The sequence below is a fragment of the Burkholderia sp. BCC1977 genome (assembly GCF_905339595.1).
Lineage (GTDB): Bacteria > Pseudomonadota > Gammaproteobacteria > Burkholderiales > Burkholderiaceae > Burkholderia.
In genome coordinates this window covers 29,426-44,953 of record NZ_CAJPGQ010000057.1, presented here as the reverse complement: position 1 = coordinate 44,953, position 15,528 = coordinate 29,426, and the positions used below count along the sequence as shown (strand labels likewise).

General features: G+C 69.0%; 14 protein-coding genes. 9 read left to right on the top strand and 5 right to left on the bottom strand.

Annotation, left to right across the window (positions count from 1 at the left end; genetic code table 11):
- The first annotated feature begins 411 nt into the window (after positions 1-411).
- Together U5771_RS31530 and U5771_RS31525 are read left to right on the top strand one after the other, a co-directional pair.
- Positions 412-843, top strand: a complete 432-nt coding sequence (locus U5771_RS31530; RefSeq protein WP_059451950.1) for a ribonuclease — start codon at positions 412-414, stop codon at positions 841-843.
- Positions 844-859: 16 nt separating this feature from the next.
- A complete protein-coding gene (locus U5771_RS31525; RefSeq protein ID WP_014898116.1) occupies positions 860-1,420 on the top strand; it encodes a barstar family protein in 561 nt (186 codons plus the stop codon).
- Positions 1,421-1,729: 309 nt separating this feature from the next.
- Here U5771_RS31525 and U5771_RS31520 read toward each other — a convergent pair whose 3' ends face one another.
- The 3 genes from U5771_RS31520 to speE all read right to left on the bottom strand — a co-directional run bounded on the left by U5771_RS31520 (position 1,730) and on the right by speE (position 4,016).
- Positions 1,730-2,497 (bottom strand): 16S rRNA (uracil(1498)-N(3))-methyltransferase, encoded by a 768-nt coding sequence (locus tag U5771_RS31520; protein WP_322027551.1) that lies wholly within the window; start codon positions 2,495-2,497, stop codon positions 1,730-1,732.
- A gap of 17 nt (positions 2,498-2,514) precedes the next feature.
- Positions 2,515-2,931, bottom strand: coding sequence for a VOC family protein (locus U5771_RS31515; protein WP_322027550.1), 417 nt, complete (start codon positions 2,929-2,931; stop codon positions 2,515-2,517).
- 227 nt (positions 2,932-3,158) lie between these two features.
- Complete coding sequence (gene speE / locus U5771_RS31510) at positions 3,159-4,016, bottom strand: polyamine aminopropyltransferase (protein WP_322027549.1); 858 nt, start codon at positions 4,014-4,016, stop codon at positions 3,159-3,161.
- A 216-nt stretch (positions 4,017-4,232) separates the two neighbouring features.
- Here speE and tkt point away from each other — a divergent pair, with 216 nt between their 5' ends.
- Positions 4,233-6,305 (top strand): transketolase, encoded by a 2,073-nt coding sequence (gene tkt, locus U5771_RS31505; protein ID WP_322027548.1) that lies wholly within the window; start codon positions 4,233-4,235, stop codon positions 6,303-6,305.
- Positions 6,306-6,392: 87 nt separating this feature from the next.
- Positions 6,393-7,403: a type I glyceraldehyde-3-phosphate dehydrogenase gene (gene gap, locus U5771_RS31500; protein WP_014898111.1), complete on the top strand. Its 1,011-nt coding sequence runs from the start codon at positions 6,393-6,395 to the stop codon at positions 7,401-7,403.
- A 77-nt stretch (positions 7,404-7,480) separates the two neighbouring features.
- Here the strand turns inward: gap and U5771_RS31495 are convergent, their stop codons facing one another.
- Positions 7,481-8,371 (bottom strand): LysR family transcriptional regulator, encoded by an 891-nt coding sequence (locus U5771_RS31495; protein ID WP_322027547.1) that lies wholly within the window; start codon positions 8,369-8,371, stop codon positions 7,481-7,483.
- Between the two features lie 150 nt (positions 8,372-8,521).
- Between U5771_RS31495 and U5771_RS31490 the strand changes: the two genes are divergently transcribed.
- From U5771_RS31490 to U5771_RS31475, 4 genes are all read left to right on the top strand, one after another.
- Positions 8,522-9,295: an SDR family NAD(P)-dependent oxidoreductase gene (locus tag U5771_RS31490; RefSeq protein WP_322027546.1), complete on the top strand. Its 774-nt coding sequence runs from the start codon at positions 8,522-8,524 to the stop codon at positions 9,293-9,295.
- A gap of 164 nt (positions 9,296-9,459) precedes the next feature.
- A complete protein-coding gene (locus U5771_RS31485; RefSeq protein ID WP_322027545.1) occupies positions 9,460-10,908 on the top strand; it encodes an MFS transporter in 1,449 nt (482 codons plus the stop codon).
- Between the two features lie 70 nt (positions 10,909-10,978).
- Positions 10,979-11,935 (top strand): 2-hydroxyacid dehydrogenase, encoded by a 957-nt coding sequence (locus U5771_RS31480; RefSeq protein WP_322027544.1) that lies wholly within the window; start codon positions 10,979-10,981, stop codon positions 11,933-11,935.
- 10 nt (positions 11,936-11,945) lie between these two features.
- Positions 11,946-13,004, top strand: coding sequence for an L-idonate 5-dehydrogenase (locus U5771_RS31475; RefSeq protein ID WP_322027543.1), 1,059 nt, complete (start codon positions 11,946-11,948; stop codon positions 13,002-13,004).
- A gap of 95 nt (positions 13,005-13,099) precedes the next feature.
- Here U5771_RS31475 and U5771_RS31470 read toward each other — a convergent pair whose 3' ends face one another.
- Entirely contained in the window at positions 13,100-14,299 is a 1,200-nt protein-coding gene (locus tag U5771_RS31470) for an MFS transporter (protein WP_322027542.1), read from the bottom strand.
- A 313-nt stretch (positions 14,300-14,612) separates the two neighbouring features.
- On the opposite strand from U5771_RS31470, the gene cynR reads away from it, so the two are divergent.
- Positions 14,613-15,503 (top strand): transcriptional regulator CynR, encoded by an 891-nt coding sequence (gene cynR, locus U5771_RS31465; protein WP_322027541.1) that lies wholly within the window; start codon positions 14,613-14,615, stop codon positions 15,501-15,503.
- Positions 15,504-15,528: the final 25 nt, after the last annotated feature.

The window sequence follows — 15,528 nt, the reverse complement described above, 5'->3', positions numbered from 1 at the left end:
GCTGCTGGTCGCCGACGTGAACGCCGCTCGCTGAGCCGGAACGAACGCGCGGTGCCGGTCGAACCGGTGCCGCGCGTCAGGCGAAATTGTAAACAAACGCAAAAAAGGGCGTGCCCGCAATGGGCACGCCGCGGGCAGGGCGCAAACGCGCTTCCCATAAGCAACAGCAGCATCTCTCCACTCCGGGTAACGAGCGTGGCAAGGAGGCAGTGTCTTGCCATGCGAGAGATGCCGCCCGCATTTTATCCTATGTAAGATAAATATAGTCTTGTTTCGGTAAAAAATGCGCGATTCCGTGCGGCGCCAGCCTTTCGATTCCCAAACGAACATTGATTCGCGCGGACAATAGCGCTACGCTAACGCCTTTGGTTGGTCGTCAACTACTTGATTTAACAGCGGGAACCCTGGTTCATGGCACGCAAGTGGCTCCGCAACGGCGCGCTCGCGTCCGTCTTCGCGATGTTCGCGATGGGTATCGTCGGTACACCGACGGGCAGTCTGGTTTCCGCCGCTTACGCACGGCAGGCCGTTTCGGCCGACATGGCCGTCGGCGGGGTCGATACGATCCCGACCGCCCGTCTGCCGCGCGAGGCCGTGACCACGCTTGGCCTGATCGGCGCCGGTGGCCCCTATCCGTACGAGAAAGACGGCGTCGTCTTCGGCAACCGCGAGCGGATCCTGCCGAAGGCGAAGCGCGGCTACTACCACGAGTACACGGTGCCGACGCCGCGCGCCCGCAATCGCGGCGCGCGCCGGATCGTCTGTGGCGGGCCATTGCGCCGGATCGACAACTGTTATTACACGGACGACCACTACAACAGTTTTAAACGTATTGTTGAATGACTTCGGGATGAACGGCATGAGCGACTCCATCTACGCGCACGATACGGCGGCGGCGGAACTGTTCGCGGCCGGCGACGGCAATCTGTTTCAGCGCGTGATCCAGCTTCACGCGGCGGCACAGGCCGGCGGCGCGCCGGAGCAACAGGAAGCCGACGGGCTTTCATCGAACGAGGAGCCTATGAGCCTTTTCACGACCGTGCGACCCAATCTCGTGCAGTCGATCCGCGCGTTCCGCGTGCAGGATCTCGCCGACGAAGCCGGCCGGCTCGGCCAGCATTTCCTGTATGCGTATTGCGGCGCCGCGCAGTCGAAGCAGGAAGTGATGGAAACGATCGCGACGTCGTTCCTGTTTCCGAAGCATTTCGGGAAGAACTACGACGCGCTGTACGACTGCCTGACCGACCTCGTCGCGAAGGCCGGCGCGCAACCCGGTTTCGTGATCGTTCTCGAAGGGCTGCCGATCGCGCAGAAATTCGACAAGGAAGGGCGCGAGACGCTGCTCGACGTGTTCCGCGAAGCCGCCGAGTTCTGGGCCGAGCGCAAGGTCGCGTTCCGCGTGTTCTATTCGTTCGCGTAAAGCGCGAGACCGCCAGGCCGCCCGCGCGCGGCCGATTCGGTGACAGGCCCGCCTCGCGCGGGCTTTTTTGCGTGTGCGCGACACATGCAGGACGGCGCGGCGCTCGTTCGCCGACATCGGCCTTTAATCAGGCCCCTTTTTCGAGACAATCCCGGTCGCCCCGGCTGCGGCAGCCGTCGCGCCGGGTGCGTAAATCAAACCACCGAGAGAGGGCTGCCTACCCATGAAGATTTCCCGTGCCGCGCGCGTAGCCGTGCTGTCCCTGCTGGCTGCCGCCGGGTCGCCGCGTGGTGCGTCACGCCGGGTTCGTCACCAACCGCCCCAGCGTGCCGCGAGCGCCGCCAGTACGGCCGCGCCGGCCGTCTCGGTGCGCAGCACGCGCGGGCCGAGCGACAACGCGGTGAACCCGTGTGCGCGGGCCGCGTTTTCCTCGTCCGGCGACAGCCCGCCTTCGGGCCCGATCAGCAGCGTGACGACCGCCGCGGGCGGCGCGTCGGGCAGCGATGCGAACGGGATGCTCGCGCGCGGCGACAGCAGCAGCCGCAGCTCGCCGTCGGCCGGCGCGGCCGGCAGCGTATCGAGCCATGCGCCGAAGCCGCGTACCGGCGCGACATCCGGCACGCGATTGCGCCCGCATTGCTCGCACGACGCGCGCACGACGCCGCGCCAGTGCGCGACGCGCTTGTCCGCGCGCTCGCCGGACAGTTTCACGACGCCGCGCGCGGTCGACAGCGGCACGACCGCCGCGACGCCGAGCTCGACGGCCTTCTCGATCACCCAGTCCATCTTGTCGCCGCCGGCGATGCCTTGCGCCAGCGTCACGCGGTAGGGCGGCTCGGCCTCGGCCGGGTCGAACGCTTCGATCTGCGCGAGCGCGCTGCGCTTGTCGATCTCGACGAGCCGCGCGCGGTACTGGCCGCCGCTGCCGTCGAACAGCGCGAGCGCGTCGCCGGGCTGCAGCCGCAGCACTTGCGCGTGCCGCGCGACGTCGGTCGGCAACGCGAGCGTCGCATCGGCGCGCAGCGCCGCTTCGACGAAGAAACGCGGCACGGCCGCGGTGGTGGTGGCTTCACTCATGCTTATCGCGGCTCCGTTCATGCGTCCAGACGGCGCGCGAGCGCCCAGCGGTAGCCGTCGAGATCCTCGATCTGCGCGAAGCGGTCGCCCCAGAACTGGTCTTGCGGCGCGCTCAGCGATTGCGCGCCCGCGTCGAGCGCGCACTGCCAGGTCGCGTCGACGTCGTCGACATACAGATAGAACGACTGCGGGGCGGTTGCGCACGCACTTTTCGGCGTGAGCGCGGTCGAGCCGAATGCGCCTTCGGGCGCGAACATCACGATCAGCTGCCCGCGGTAGGTCATCTCGACGTGCATGATCGCGCCGTCTTCGTCGAGGACGTCGCGCAGCTCGAAGCCGAATGCGGCCTGGAAGAACTCGATGGCCGCGTGCGCATCGCGCACGGCCAGGTAAGGCGTCAACCAAGGCACGTTGGCCGGACGTGGATCGGTCATCAAAATCTCCTGTCGAACGGTGTTGGCGCTTGAGCGGTGACTCCGGTCCCATGCTTTGCAGCCCAACGGATATTGGCGCGGGGGCGCCCGGTGCGGTTCCGCGCCGGGCCGCGGCTACGCTGGCGGGCCGTCTGCAACGTTCAGTGCCAGTGGGTCGCGAGTCGAGCGCGGGGCGCACGCGGGAGAGCGTTCGACCAAGCCGCGGAACGATGTGTCCGCCCGGAAGCTCAGCGGCGAACGCCCAGTGTATCGCGCAGCGCGCGCGGCAGGGCAAAGAGGGCCGCATGGAGTCGCGCATCGTAGTAGCGCAAGCCCTGCACGTGGCGTGCGGCGAGCCGTTCGTCGATGTCGTGCGCGAACAGCGCGGCCGCATCGAGCGTGTCGCTCGCGATCGCCATCAGCCATTGGGATCCGTACAACGGCACGTGCGCGGACAGCGGATCGACGACCGCGAAGCTCGCGCGCAGGTCGTCGAGCAGCGCGGCGATGCGCGCCGCGTGGAACACCGGCGAGCCGAGATGCATCGAGATCGCGCCGCACGGCGTGAGAATCCGCTTGAGCCGTGCGTAGAACTCGCGCGTATAGAGGCCGGCCGCCGGCGAGTCGGGTGGCGTGAGGTCGAACACGACGAGATCGAAATGCTCGACGGTCGACGCGACGAAATGCGCGGCGTCGCCGATCACGACCGCGACGCGCGGGTCGTCGAGCGCGCCCTGGTGCACGTCGTCGAGATAGCGGCGCGCCATGCCGACCACCTCGTCGTCGAGTTCGGCGACGACGATCCGCTCGATGCACGCGTGCTTGAGCAGCTGGCGCGCGGCGCCACCGTCGCCGCCGCCGAGCACGAGCGCCTTCCTCGGGCACGGATGCGCGAGCGCGGCCGGGTGCGTCATGCACTCGTGGTACACGTATTCGTCGCCGACCGACGTCATCGGCCGGCCGTCGAGCGTGAACAGGCGGCCGAGCTGCGGGGTTTCCCAGACCTCGATGTGCTGGTGCGGCGACGCGACGTGCGCGAGCCGACGGGCGTTCGGGAAGCCGTACGCGGCGTCGGGCGTGGGATGGAAGAGAAGGGTCGTGTTCACGGGCGGGCCGCTCGGGGCAGGCAGTTCCGACGTCTGAATTATAGGAGGCGGGCGGTTTGGCGGAAAACCGTGCCGGAACACTACGCGCCGACAAGGGAAATGTCAGCCCATCTGTTAAAATGACGAGCTTTGCAGCCCCGTCCGTAGGCTCCGTCCGCTTCGCGTCCGTCAGGCGCCGCACCGCGCGCCGGGAACGATTGACGCTCGAGCTTCCGGATGCCGCCGTGCCCCCGTTTCCTCGACTCGTTCTCCGGACTCGACATGACGACTTCGTCTCCCGCCTCCACCACCCTGATGGCCAACGCGATCCGTGCGCTCGCGATGGACGCCGTCCAGCAAGCGAACTCCGGCCACCCCGGCATGCCGATGGGCATGGCCGAAATCGGCGTCGCGCTCTGGTCGCGCCACCTGAAGCACAACCCGACGAACCCGCACTGGGCAGACCGCGACCGCTTCGTGCTGTCGAACGGCCATGGCTCGATGCTGCTGTACTCGCTGCTGCACCTGACCGGCTACGACCTGCCGATGGAAGAGTTGAAGAACTTCCGCCAGCTGCACTCGAAGACGCCGGGCCACCCGGAATACGGCATCACGCCGGGCGTCGAGACGACCACCGGCCCGCTCGGCCAGGGTCTCGCGAACGCGGTCGGCATGGCGCTCGGCGAAGCGCTGATGGCCGACGAATTCAACCGTGACGGCGCGAAGATCGTCGATCACCACACGTACGTGTTCCTCGGCGACGGCTGCCTGATGGAAGGCATCTCGCACGAAGCGTGCTCGCTCGCGGGCACGCTGAAGCTGAACAAGCTGATCGCGCTGTACGACGACAACGGCATCTCGATCGACGGCGACGTCGTGAACTGGTTCCACGACGACACGCCGAAGCGCTTCGAAGCGTACGGCTGGAACGTGATCCCGAACGTGAACGGCCACGACGTCGACGCGGTCGACGCGGCGATCGCGAAGGCGAAGCTGTCGGACAAGCCGACGCTGATCTGCTGCAAGACGGTGATCGGCAAGGGCGCGGCGACCAAGGCCGGCGGCCACGACGTGCACGGCGCGGCGCTCGGCGCGGAAGAAATCGCGAAGACGCGCGCGGCACTCGGCTGGACCTGGGAGCCGTTCGTGATTCCGCAGGAAGTCTATGCGGCATGGGACGCGAAGGAAGCCGGCAAGCGTGCCGAGACCGAATGGGACGCGACGTTCGCTGCCTATCGCGCGAAGTTCCCGGCAGAAGCCGCCGAATTCGAGCGCCGGATGGCCAACAAGCTGCCGGCCGACTGGGCCGAGAAGGCCGCGGCGATCATCGCCGGCGCCAACGAGCGCGGCGAAACGGTCGCGACCCGCAAGGCGTCGCAACAGGCGATCGAAGGGCTCGCCGCCGCACTGCCGGAACTGCTCGGCGGCTCGGCCGACCTGACCGGTTCGAACCTGACCAACTGGAAGGCATCGAAGGCGGTCCGCGCGAATCCGGAAGGCCCGGGCGTCGTGCTGGGCAACCACATCAACTACGGCGTGCGCGAATTCGGCATGAGCGCGGCGATCAACGGCCTCGCGCTGCACGGCGGCCACAAGCCGTTCGGCGGCACGTTCCTGACGTTCTCCGACTACAGCCGCAACGCGCTGCGCGTCGCCGCGCTGATGAAGGTGCCGTCGATCTTCGTGTTCACGCACGATTCGATCGGCCTCGGCGAAGACGGCCCGACGCACCAGTCGATCGAGCACGTGTCGAGCCTGCGCCTGATCCCGAACCACGACGTATGGCGTCCGGCCGACACGGTCGAGACGGCCGTCGCCTGGACCCACGCGGTTGCCGCCGACCGTCCGTCGAGCCTGATCTTCAGCCGCCAGAACCTCGCGTTCAACCCGCGCACCGACGCGCAGATCGCGAACGTCGAGAAGGGCGGCTACGTGCTGAAGGACTGGGACGAAGAAATCGTCGCGCGCAAGATCATCCTGATCGCGACGGGCTCGGAAGTCGAACTCGCGATGAAGGCCGTCGAGCCGCTCGCGCAGCAGGGCATCGCGGCCCGCGTCGTGTCGATGCCGTCGACCAACGTGTTCGACCGCCAGGACGCCGAATACCGTGAACGCGTGCTGCCGCACGGCGTGCGCCGCGTCGCGATCGAAGCGGGCGTGACCGCGTTCTGGCACAAGTACGTCGGCCTCGAAGGCGGCGTCGTCGGGATCGACACGTTCGGCGAATCGGCCCCGGCCGGCGTGCTGTTCAAGTACTTCGGCTTCACCGTCGAGCACGTCGTCGAGACCGCGAAGGCCGTACTGGCCTAAAAGCATTCGCGACGCGCGCGACCCCGCGCGCGCGTCGCACCGTGAAGCTGCACGAAACGAATTTTTTCAGCCATCAGGAGATAGACCATGACGATCCGCGTCGCAATCAACGGCTACGGCCGTATCGGCCGCAACACGCTGCGCGCGTTCTATGAAAACGGCAAGAAGCACGATCTCGAGATCGTCGCGATCAACGACCTGGGCGATGCGAAGACCAACGCGCACCTGACCCAGTACGACACCGCGCACGGCAAGTTCCCGGGCGAAGTGTCGGTCGACGGCGACTACCTCGTCGTGAACGGCGACAAGATCCGCGTGCTGGCGAACCGCAACCCGGCCGAACTGCCGTGGGGCGAGCTGGGCGTCGACGTCGTGATGGAATGCACGGGCTTCTTCACGACGAAGGAAAAGGCGAGCGCGCACCTGAAGGGCGGCGCGAAGAAGGTGATCATCTCGGCGCCGGGCGGCAAGGACGTCGACGCAACGATCGTCTACGGCGTGAACCACAACGTGCTGAAGGCCGAGCACACCGTCATCTCGAACGCATCGTGCACGACGAACTGCCTCGCGCCGCTCGTCAAGCCGCTGAACGACAAGATCGGCCTCGAAACCGGCCTGATGACGACGATCCACGCGTACACGAACGACCAGGTGCTGACGGACGTCTACCACGAAGACCTGCGCCGCGCGCGTTCGGCTACCCACAGCCAGATCCCGACCAAGACGGGTGCTGCATCGGCCGTCGGCCTCGTGCTGCCGGAACTGAACGGCAAGCTCGACGGCTACGCGATCCGTGTCCCGACGATCAACGTGTCGGTCGTCGACCTGTCGTTCATCGCGAAGCGCGACACGACGGTCGAGGAAGTCAACGCGATCATGAAGGAAGCATCGGAAGGCGCGCTGAAGGGCATCCTCGGCTACAACGACGCACCGCTGGTGTCGATCGACTTCAACCACAACCCGGCTTCGTCGACGTTCGACGCAACGCTGACCAAGGTGTCGGGCCGCCTCGTCAAGGTGTCGAGCTGGTACGACAACGAGTGGGGTTTCTCGAACCGCATGCTGGATACGGCAGTCGCATTCGCGAACGCGAAGTAATCCCGCACGTCGCGCGGCCGCCGCAAGGCGGCCTGCGTGGCGAACGAGCCCGGCCCGGTTTTTCCGGCCGGGCTTTTTTATTTCCCGGCGTTCGCCGTTACCTGCTCGAGCGCGTCGACGAAGGCGCGCTTCAGCGGGCTGTCGAGGTCGGTCCACGCGAGGCCGATGCCGGTGCGGTGGCCAGCCAGGTCGAGCGGCCGCGCGAGCACGTTCGGCGGCAGCGCGCTCGCGGCTTCCGCCGGGATCAGCCCGATCCCCATCCCGGCCGCGACGAGCGCGAGCATCGTCGTGAATTCCCCGAATTCCTGCGCGATCTCGAGCGTCGTGCCCGCGCGGCTCAGCGCGAGCAGCATGTCGTCGTGAAAGCCGGGTGCGTAGCGGCGCGCGAGCACGAACGCGGGCTGGCCGCGCAGCGCGGACGGTGAAATCGTGGCGTGCGCGGCGAGCGGATGGTCGAGCGGCAGCGCGACGACGAAGCCTTCCTCGAGCACCACGCGCGTGTCGATGCCCGCATACGCGGCCGGCAGCCGGATCATCCCGAAATCGATGCGCCGGTCGCGCAGCGCGGCGATCTGGTCGGGCGTCGGCAGATCCTTCAGTTCGAGCGTGATCAGCGGATAGCGCTCGCGCATCGTGCGCAGCACGGCCGGCAGCAGCGCCGGCAGCACCGACGACACGAACGCGATGCGCAGCGTGCCGATCTCGCCGCGGCTCGACAGCCGCGCCATCTGCTCCGCGCGCGCGGCCTGCTGCAGCGTCGCCCGCGCTTCGGGCAGAAACACGCGCCCCGTATCGCTGAGCTCGACCTTGTGGCGGTCGCGCTCGAACAGCCGCGCGCCGAGTGCTTCCTCGAGCGCCTTGATCTGCATGCTCAGCGCGGACTGCACGATGAACAGGCGCTGCGCGGCGCGCCCGAAATGCAGCTCTTCCGCGAGCGTGACGAAGGCGCGCAATTGCTTGAGTTCCATGGTGGGCAGGCCGCGGTGAATGGTGATCTGATTTCATGATAACCGGATCAAAAAAGACCATTGGCGCGCCCCCCGGCCGAGCGCCGAAGATACCCTGAATGCGAGACCGGCCGCGACCGGCGGTCGGCTCGATGGCACGAGGAGACATGCATGAGCAACGCGCTTGACCGGTTCCGCCTGGACGGCCGCCGCGCACTGATCACGGGTTCCGGACGCGGGATCGGGCTGACGCTCGCCCGCGGGCTCGCGGAAGCCGGTGCGGCGATCGTGATCAACGATCGCAATGAGGAGAAGGCCGCGACGCTCGCGCGCCATTTCCGCGAGGAAGGCTTCGCGGCCGACTACGCGGTGTTCGACGTCGCCGAGCACGCGCAGGTGCGCGTGGCGATCGACGCTTTCGAGGCGCGCGTCGGCGCGATCGACATCCTCGTGAACAACGCGGGCATCCAGCGCCGCGCGCCGCTCGACGCGTTTGATCCGGACGACTGGCACGCGCTGATGCGCGTGAATCTCGACGGCGTGTTCAACGTCGCGCAGGCGGTGGCGCGGCACATGATCGCGCGCGGCCGCGGCAAGATCATCAACATCTGCTCGGTGCAGAGCGAGCTCGCACGGCCGACGATCGCGCCGTACGCGGCGACGAAGGGCGCGGTGCGGATGCTGACGAAGGGGATGTGCGCCGACTGGGCGCGTCACGGCATCCAGGCGAACGGCCTCGCGCCCGGCTATTTCGAGACCGAACTGAATCGCGCGCTGGTCGACGACGCGGCCTTTTCCGACTGGCTGTGCAAGCGCACGCCGGCCGGCCGCTGGGGGCGCGTCGACGAGCTGTGCGGCGCGGCGATCTTCCTCGCGTCGGCCGCATCCGATTTCGTGAACGGCCAGACTCTGTTCGTCGACGGCGGCCTGACCAGCGCCGTCTGAGCGGCGACGTTTGAGCGGCGACGCCCGGCGCCGTGCGCGCAGCGTCGTTGCGCCGGCCAGGGCCGGCATCCGAATTCCCAGAAGAGCCCGCCGCATGAGCGGGCCGATGTCCCGGCGCCGTCGCGCCAGGTTCCGGAACGGAAGGCAGGAGACAGGAGACAACGATGGATCGCACTTCCCCGCCGCCCGCGCGGCGCGATGCAATACCCGGCACGCCGGCGGACGCCGGCGAGCGTCGCGGCGTCGACACCCGGCAGCTGAACCGAGCGGCATGGACCTGCTCGCTCGGCAGCGCGCTCGAATACTACGATTTCGCGCTGTACACGCTCGCGTCGGCGCTGGTCTTCGGACCGCTGTTCTTCCCCGCGCAAACTGCCGAGATGCGGCTGATCGCGAGCTTCGGCACGTACTTCGTCGGCTTCGCGGTGCGCCCGCTCGGCGGCGTGGTGTTCGGCGTGCTCGGCGATCGCGTCGGCCGCAAGTTCGTGCTGACCGCGACGGTGCTGCTGATGGGCGTCGCGAGCACGCTGATCGGCGTGCTGCCGACCTATGCGACCGCCGGCTACTGGGCACCCGCGCTGCTGGTGCTGCTGCGCATCCTGCAGGGCCTCGGCGCCGGCGCGGAGCAGGCCGGTGCAGCCGTGCTGATGACCGAATACGCGCCGCGGGCCCAGCGCGGCTTCTATGCGTCGCTGCCGTTTCTCGGGATCCAGCTCGGCACGGTGCTTGCGGCGGCCGTCTATTTCCTGCTGCTCGCGAACCTCGACCGCGTCACCGACGGCTGGGGCTGGCGCGTGCCGTTCCTGTTCAGCGCGGTGATCGTCGCGGTCGGGATTTACATGCGGGTCCGGCTGCACGAGTCGCCGACCTTCGTGCGGCTCGAGAAGCGCGCGCAGGTGTCGGCGAATCCGTTGAAGAGCGTGGTCCGGCACTCGAAGCGCTCGCTGCTGATCGGCATCGGCCTGCGGATGGCCGAGAACGGCGGCTCGTCGATCTACCAGGCGCTCGCGGTCAGCTATCTCGCCGGCGTGATCGGGATGAAGGGGCCGATCGGCGCGCTCGCGCTGGTGTGCGCGGCGACCGTCGGCGCGTGCACGGTGCCGCTCGCGGGCCGGCTCAGCGACCGCTTCGGCCGCGTGCGCGTGTACCGCACGTTCGCCTGGCTGCAACTCGCGCTCGCGTTTCCGGTGTGGTGGATCTTCAGTCAGGGGAACGTGGTCGCAAGCGTGATCGCGATCTCGATCGCGCAGGGCTTCGCGAACTGGGGGATGCTCGGCGCGCAGGCCGCGCTGCTGCCCGAACTGTTCGGCGCGCGGCATCGCTACATGGGCGTGTCGTTCTCGCGCGAAGTGTCGGCCGTGCTCGCGGGCGGCATCGCGCCGCTCGTCGGCGCAACGATCATCGCGACCGTGATCGCGCTGCACGGCGGCGACCACGCGGCCGGCGTGCGTGCATGGGTGCCGATCGCCGCGTACCTGGTGCTGCTGACGCTGATCACGCTGTTCACCACCGCGCGGATGCCGGAGACGCTGAACCGCGATCTCGACGATCCGCTCGACGCCGCGCACGCGCAATCGGCCCCGGACGCCGAATCGCTCGCACGGCATGCATGAACGGGCCGGGCGGCCGATGCGGCCCGGCACGCATTCGACTTTCAACGCTTTTCGACAGGAGCAAGCGCAGATGGCGCACGAATCGACCCGGCGGCCCGAGCTGCTGATGACGGGCCCCTATCAGCCGTGGGACGACGCATGGTTGTCGACCGGCTACGACGTCCATCGGTTGTGGGAGGCCGCCGACCGCGCGGCGTTCCTCGCCGAACACGGCGCCGGCGTGCGCGCGATCGCGACGCGCGGCGACCTCGGCGCCGATGCCGCGCTGATCGCCGCGCTGCCGCAGCTCGAGATCGTCGCGTGCTACGGCGTCGGCACCGATGCGATCGATCTCGCGGCCGCCCGCGAGCGCGGGATCCGCGTGACCAACACGCCCGACGTGCTGACCGGCGACGTCGCCGATCTCGGCATCGGCCTCACCCTCGCGCTGCTGCGCCGGATCGGCGCCGGCGACGCGTACGTGCGCTCCGGCGCGTGGTCCGACGGCGACATGCCGCTCGTCACGCGCCTGTACGGCAAGCGCGTCGGCATCGTCGGCTTCGGCCGGATCGGTTCGACGCTCGCGCGCCGGCTGTCGGGCTTCGAGGTCGAACTCGGCTATTTCGACGTGGCGCCGCGCGCGGACAGCCAGCACCGCTTCTTCGGCCGCCTGGCCGAGCTGGCCGGCTGGTGCGACGTGCTGATCGTCACGCTCGCGGGCGGCGCGTCGACCCGCCACCTCGTCGACGCGGCCGTGCTCGACGCGCTCGGCCCGCGCGGCTATCTGGTGAACGTGTCGCGCGGCACGACCGTCGACGAGCCCGCGCTGCTCGACGCGCTCGAACGCGGCGCGATCGCCGGCGCGGCGCTCGACGTGTTCTGGAACGAACCGCGCATCGACCCGCGTTTCCTCGCGTTGCCGAACGTGCTGCTGCAGCCGCATCATGCGAGCGGCACCGTCGAGACGCGCCAGGCGATGGGCTGGCTGGTGCGCGACAACCTCGCCGCGCACTTCGCCGGCGCGCCGTTGCTCACACCGGTCGTCTGAGGAGGCTGTCATGCGTATGCGCTGCATGTGTCTCGTGATCCACGGGCCGAACGACCTGCGGCTCGAAGAGCAGGACGCGGGCGAGATCGGCCCGGGCCAGGTGCGCGTCGATGTCGCGATGGGCGGCATCTGCGGCTCCGATCTCCATTACTTCCGGCACGGCGGCTTCGGCGCGATCCGGCTGCAGCAGCCGATGGTGCTCGGCCATGAGGTCGCCGGCACGGTGGCGGCGGTCGCGCCGGACGTGACGTCGGTGAAGGTCGGCGATCGCGTCGCGGTGAACCCGAGCCGCCCGTGCGGCGCGTGCCGCTACTGCCTCGAAGGGCTGCCGAACCAGTGTCTCGACATGCGCTTCTACGGCAGCGCGATGCGCATGCCGCACGTGCAGGGCGCGTTTCGCAACGCGCTCGTGTGCGATGCCGCGCAGTGCGTGAAGGTGGCGGACCACGTGCCGTTGTCGCTCGCGGCGCTCGCCGAGCCGTTCGCCGTCGGGCTGCATGCGGTGTCGCGCGCCGGCCCGCTGATCGGCCGGCGCGTGCTCGTGTCGGGGTGCGGGCCGATCGGCGTGCTGGCGGTCGCGGCGGCGCGCGTGCACGGCGCCGCCGAGATCGTCGCGACCGACGTGGTCGATGCGCCGCTCGAGGTCGCCCGTGCGCTCGGCGCCGACCACACGATCAACGCGGCGACCGACACCGGCTGGGTCGCGCGCTACGGCGCCGACAAGGGCACGTTCGACGTGATGATCGAGTGTTCCGGCAATGCGCGCGCGCTGCGCGACGGCCTCGACGTGATGCGGCCGCGCGGCGTCGTCGTGCAGCTCGGGCTCGGCGGCGATGTCAGCCTGCCGCAGAACGTCGTGGTCGCGAAGGAGCTGTCGATCTGCGGCTCGTTCCGCTTCCATGCGGAATTCGGGCTCGCGGTGCAGCTGATCAATGCGCAGCGCGTCGACCTGCGCCCGGCCGTGACGGGCGTGTTCCCGATGCGCGACGCGAACCATGCGTTCGAGCTGGCCGGCGACCGGCAACGCGCGATGAAGGTGCTGATCGATTTCGCGGACGCGGCGGCATGATCGTCTGCTGATGGCGCGCGACGGCGCGCCAAGCAAACAAGGCACGCCCGCGGCTTGCGGAGCGTGCCTTTTTCATTGGCTGGCGCGAAAGCGGCTTACTGCGTGACTTGCCGCACGCCGATGCGCTGCGACGCGAGCCACAGGGCGATCAGCACGCCCGACAGCGCCGCGCCCGCGATGCACACGCCGCGCCAGCCGTCGACGCCGTACGCAACGCTCGCCGCGAACGACCCGAATGCACCGCCGATGAAGTAGCTCGTCAGATAGATCGTCGTCACGCGGCTGCGCGCGTGGCCCGCGAGCGCATAGATCACGCTCTGGTTCGAGATGTGCATGCCCTGCACGCCGACGTCGAGCAGCAGGATCCCCGCGATCAGCGCGATGAGCGAATGCGCGCCGGTCGCGATCAGCGCGAACGACGCGAGCACGGCCGCCGCGAACAGCCCGGTCGCCGCATTGCCGTGACCGCGATCGACGAGCCGGCCGGCCGACGTCGCCGCGAGGGCGCCCACCGCGCCGACGATCCCGAACAGGCCGATCCGCCCTTCGGAATAGTTGTACGGCGGCTGGCTCAACAGGAACGTGAGGCCGGTCCACAGCAGGCTGAAGCACGCGAACACGAGCGCGCCGTACGTGGAACGCAGCGCGATCAGCGGCTGCGCGCGCACCAGCGCGACGAGCGATTTCATCAGCGCCGCGTAGTCGAGCCGTGCGTGGCGGCGATCTTTCGGCAGCTTCGCCGCGAGCACGCCGGTCAGCACGAGGGTCATCACCGCGGCGATGCCGTACACCGCGCGCCAGCCGAACCCGTCGGCGATCGCGCCGGCCGCGACGCGCGCGAGCAGGATGCCGAGCAGCAGCCCGCTCATCACGGTGCCGACCGCGCGGCCGCGCGTGCGTGCATCGGCGAGCGACGCGGCGAACGGCACGAGCAGTTGCGTCGAGCAGGTGACGAAGCCGAGCGCGATGTTCGCGACGACGAACATCGTGAAGTTCGTGCTGAACGCGACGGCGACCAGCGCGATCACGTTGAGCACGAGCAGCCGCACGATCAGCGTGTGGCGGTTGACCGCGTCGCCGAGCGGGACGATCAGCAACAGGCTCGCCGCATAGCCGAGCTGCGTCAGCGTGACGAGATAGCCGAGTTCGGCGGGCGGGCGGCCGAAGCTGTGCGCGATCGCCGCGAGCAGCGGCTGCGCGTAATAGATGTTGCCGATGACGATGCCGCACGCGCAGGCGAACAGCAGCGTCATCGCGCGGGTCAGGGGAGGATGGTTGTCGTGATGCGGTTCCATGGTCGCGAAAAAAACAGCGGCGCCGGCCGGCGGCATGCGCCGTCGGCAACGCGGGGTTGCGGGAATCGGGGCCGGCGTCAACGGATCGGCGACGAGCCGATGCGCGCCCGGCGGAGCGTGGCCGGCGCCCGGATCGGGTGGCGGCGGATCGTCGTGCGGCGGGCGAAGGAGGGCAGACCCGGGTGGGCCGCTCCGGTGCCGCGGCCAGGCGCCGTGCGGGGGAGCGGATCTGCGTATGATGCGGGAATCGAATCATAGCGTCCAAGACTGGATCCTTATGGTATCCATTGGTGCCACCAATACACGGGCCGCGATGCTACTCCGCCACATCCGCTATTTCCTGGCCGTTGCCGAGCAGCGCAGCTTCACGCGCGCGGCCGATGCGCTGCACGTGTCGCAGCCGACGCTGTCGCAGCAGGTCCGCCAGCTCGAGGACATGCTCGGCGTGCAGCTGTTCGACCGCTCGGGCCGCACGGTGCGGCTCACCGAATTCGGCGAGGTCTATGCGCGCCACGCGCGCGCGGCGCTGCACGAGCTCGACACCGGGCAGCGTGCGCTGCACGACGTCGCCGATCTCGGCAGCGGTTCGCTGCGGCTCGCGATGATGCCGACCTTCGCGGCCTACCTGAGCGGCTCGCTGATCGACGCGTTCCATGCGGATTTCCCGCACGTCGCGCTGACGATCGACGCGATGCCGCAGGAGCGCATCGAGGCGCTGCTTGCCGACGACCGGCTCGATGCGGGCTTCGCGTTCATGCCGCCGCGCGCGCCCGACATCGATGCGCTGCCGCTGTGGGACGAACCGCTCGCGCTCGTGACGGGCCGCACGCACCGCCTGGCCCGCCGCCGCCGCGCGCTGAGCCCGGCAGAGCTCGTCGGCGAGCCGCTGGTGTTGCTCAGCCGCGCGTTCGCGACGCGCGAAAGCATCGACCGGTATTTCATCGAACAGGGCGCTTGGCCGACGATCGCGATCGAGACGAATACGGTCAGTGCGGTACTGGAGCTCGTGCGCCGCGGCCGGCTCGCGACGGTGCTGCCGGAGGCGGTCGCGCGCGAGAGCGGCGACCTGTGCGCGCTGGAACTCGATCCGCCGCTGCCGTCGCGCACGGCCGCGCTGCTCACGCGCAAGGGCGCATACCGCAGCGTCGCGGCGCGCGCGTTCATCGAGCGCGCGCTCGCATACCGCGATCCTTCGGGGGGATGACCGGTATGACCGGATGACGGCTGTC

Bases quoted from the DNA above. Each gene is read 5' to 3' on its own strand.
- U5771_RS31530 (WP_059451950.1), top strand. From the start codon at position 412: ATGGCACGCAAGTGGCTCCGCAACGGCGCGCTCGCGTCCGTCTTCGCG.
- U5771_RS31525 (WP_014898116.1), top strand. From the start codon at position 860: ATGAGCGACTCCATCTACGCGCACGATACGGCGGCGGCGGAACTGTTC.
- U5771_RS31520 (WP_322027551.1), bottom strand. From the start codon at position 2,497: ATGAGTGAAGCCACCACCACCGCGGCCGTGCCGCGTTTCTTCGTCGAA.
- U5771_RS31515 (WP_322027550.1), bottom strand. From the start codon at position 2,931: ATGACCGATCCACGTCCGGCCAACGTGCCTTGGTTGACGCCTTACCTG.
- tkt (WP_322027548.1), top strand. From the start codon at position 4,233: ATGCCGCCGTGCCCCCGTTTCCTCGACTCGTTCTCCGGACTCGACATG.
- gap (WP_014898111.1), top strand. From the start codon at position 6,393: ATGACGATCCGCGTCGCAATCAACGGCTACGGCCGTATCGGCCGCAAC.
- U5771_RS31495 (WP_322027547.1), bottom strand. From the start codon at position 8,371: ATGGAACTCAAGCAATTGCGCGCCTTCGTCACGCTCGCGGAAGAGCTG.
- U5771_RS31490 (WP_322027546.1), top strand. From the start codon at position 8,522: ATGAGCAACGCGCTTGACCGGTTCCGCCTGGACGGCCGCCGCGCACTG.
- U5771_RS31485 (WP_322027545.1), top strand. From the start codon at position 9,460: ATGGATCGCACTTCCCCGCCGCCCGCGCGGCGCGATGCAATACCCGGC.
- U5771_RS31480 (WP_322027544.1), top strand. From the start codon at position 10,979: ATGGCGCACGAATCGACCCGGCGGCCCGAGCTGCTGATGACGGGCCCC.
- U5771_RS31475 (WP_322027543.1), top strand. From the start codon at position 11,946: ATGCGTATGCGCTGCATGTGTCTCGTGATCCACGGGCCGAACGACCTG.
- U5771_RS31470 (WP_322027542.1), bottom strand. From the start codon at position 14,299: ATGGAACCGCATCACGACAACCATCCTCCCCTGACCCGCGCGATGACG.
- cynR (WP_322027541.1), top strand. From the start codon at position 14,613: ATGCTACTCCGCCACATCCGCTATTTCCTGGCCGTTGCCGAGCAGCGC.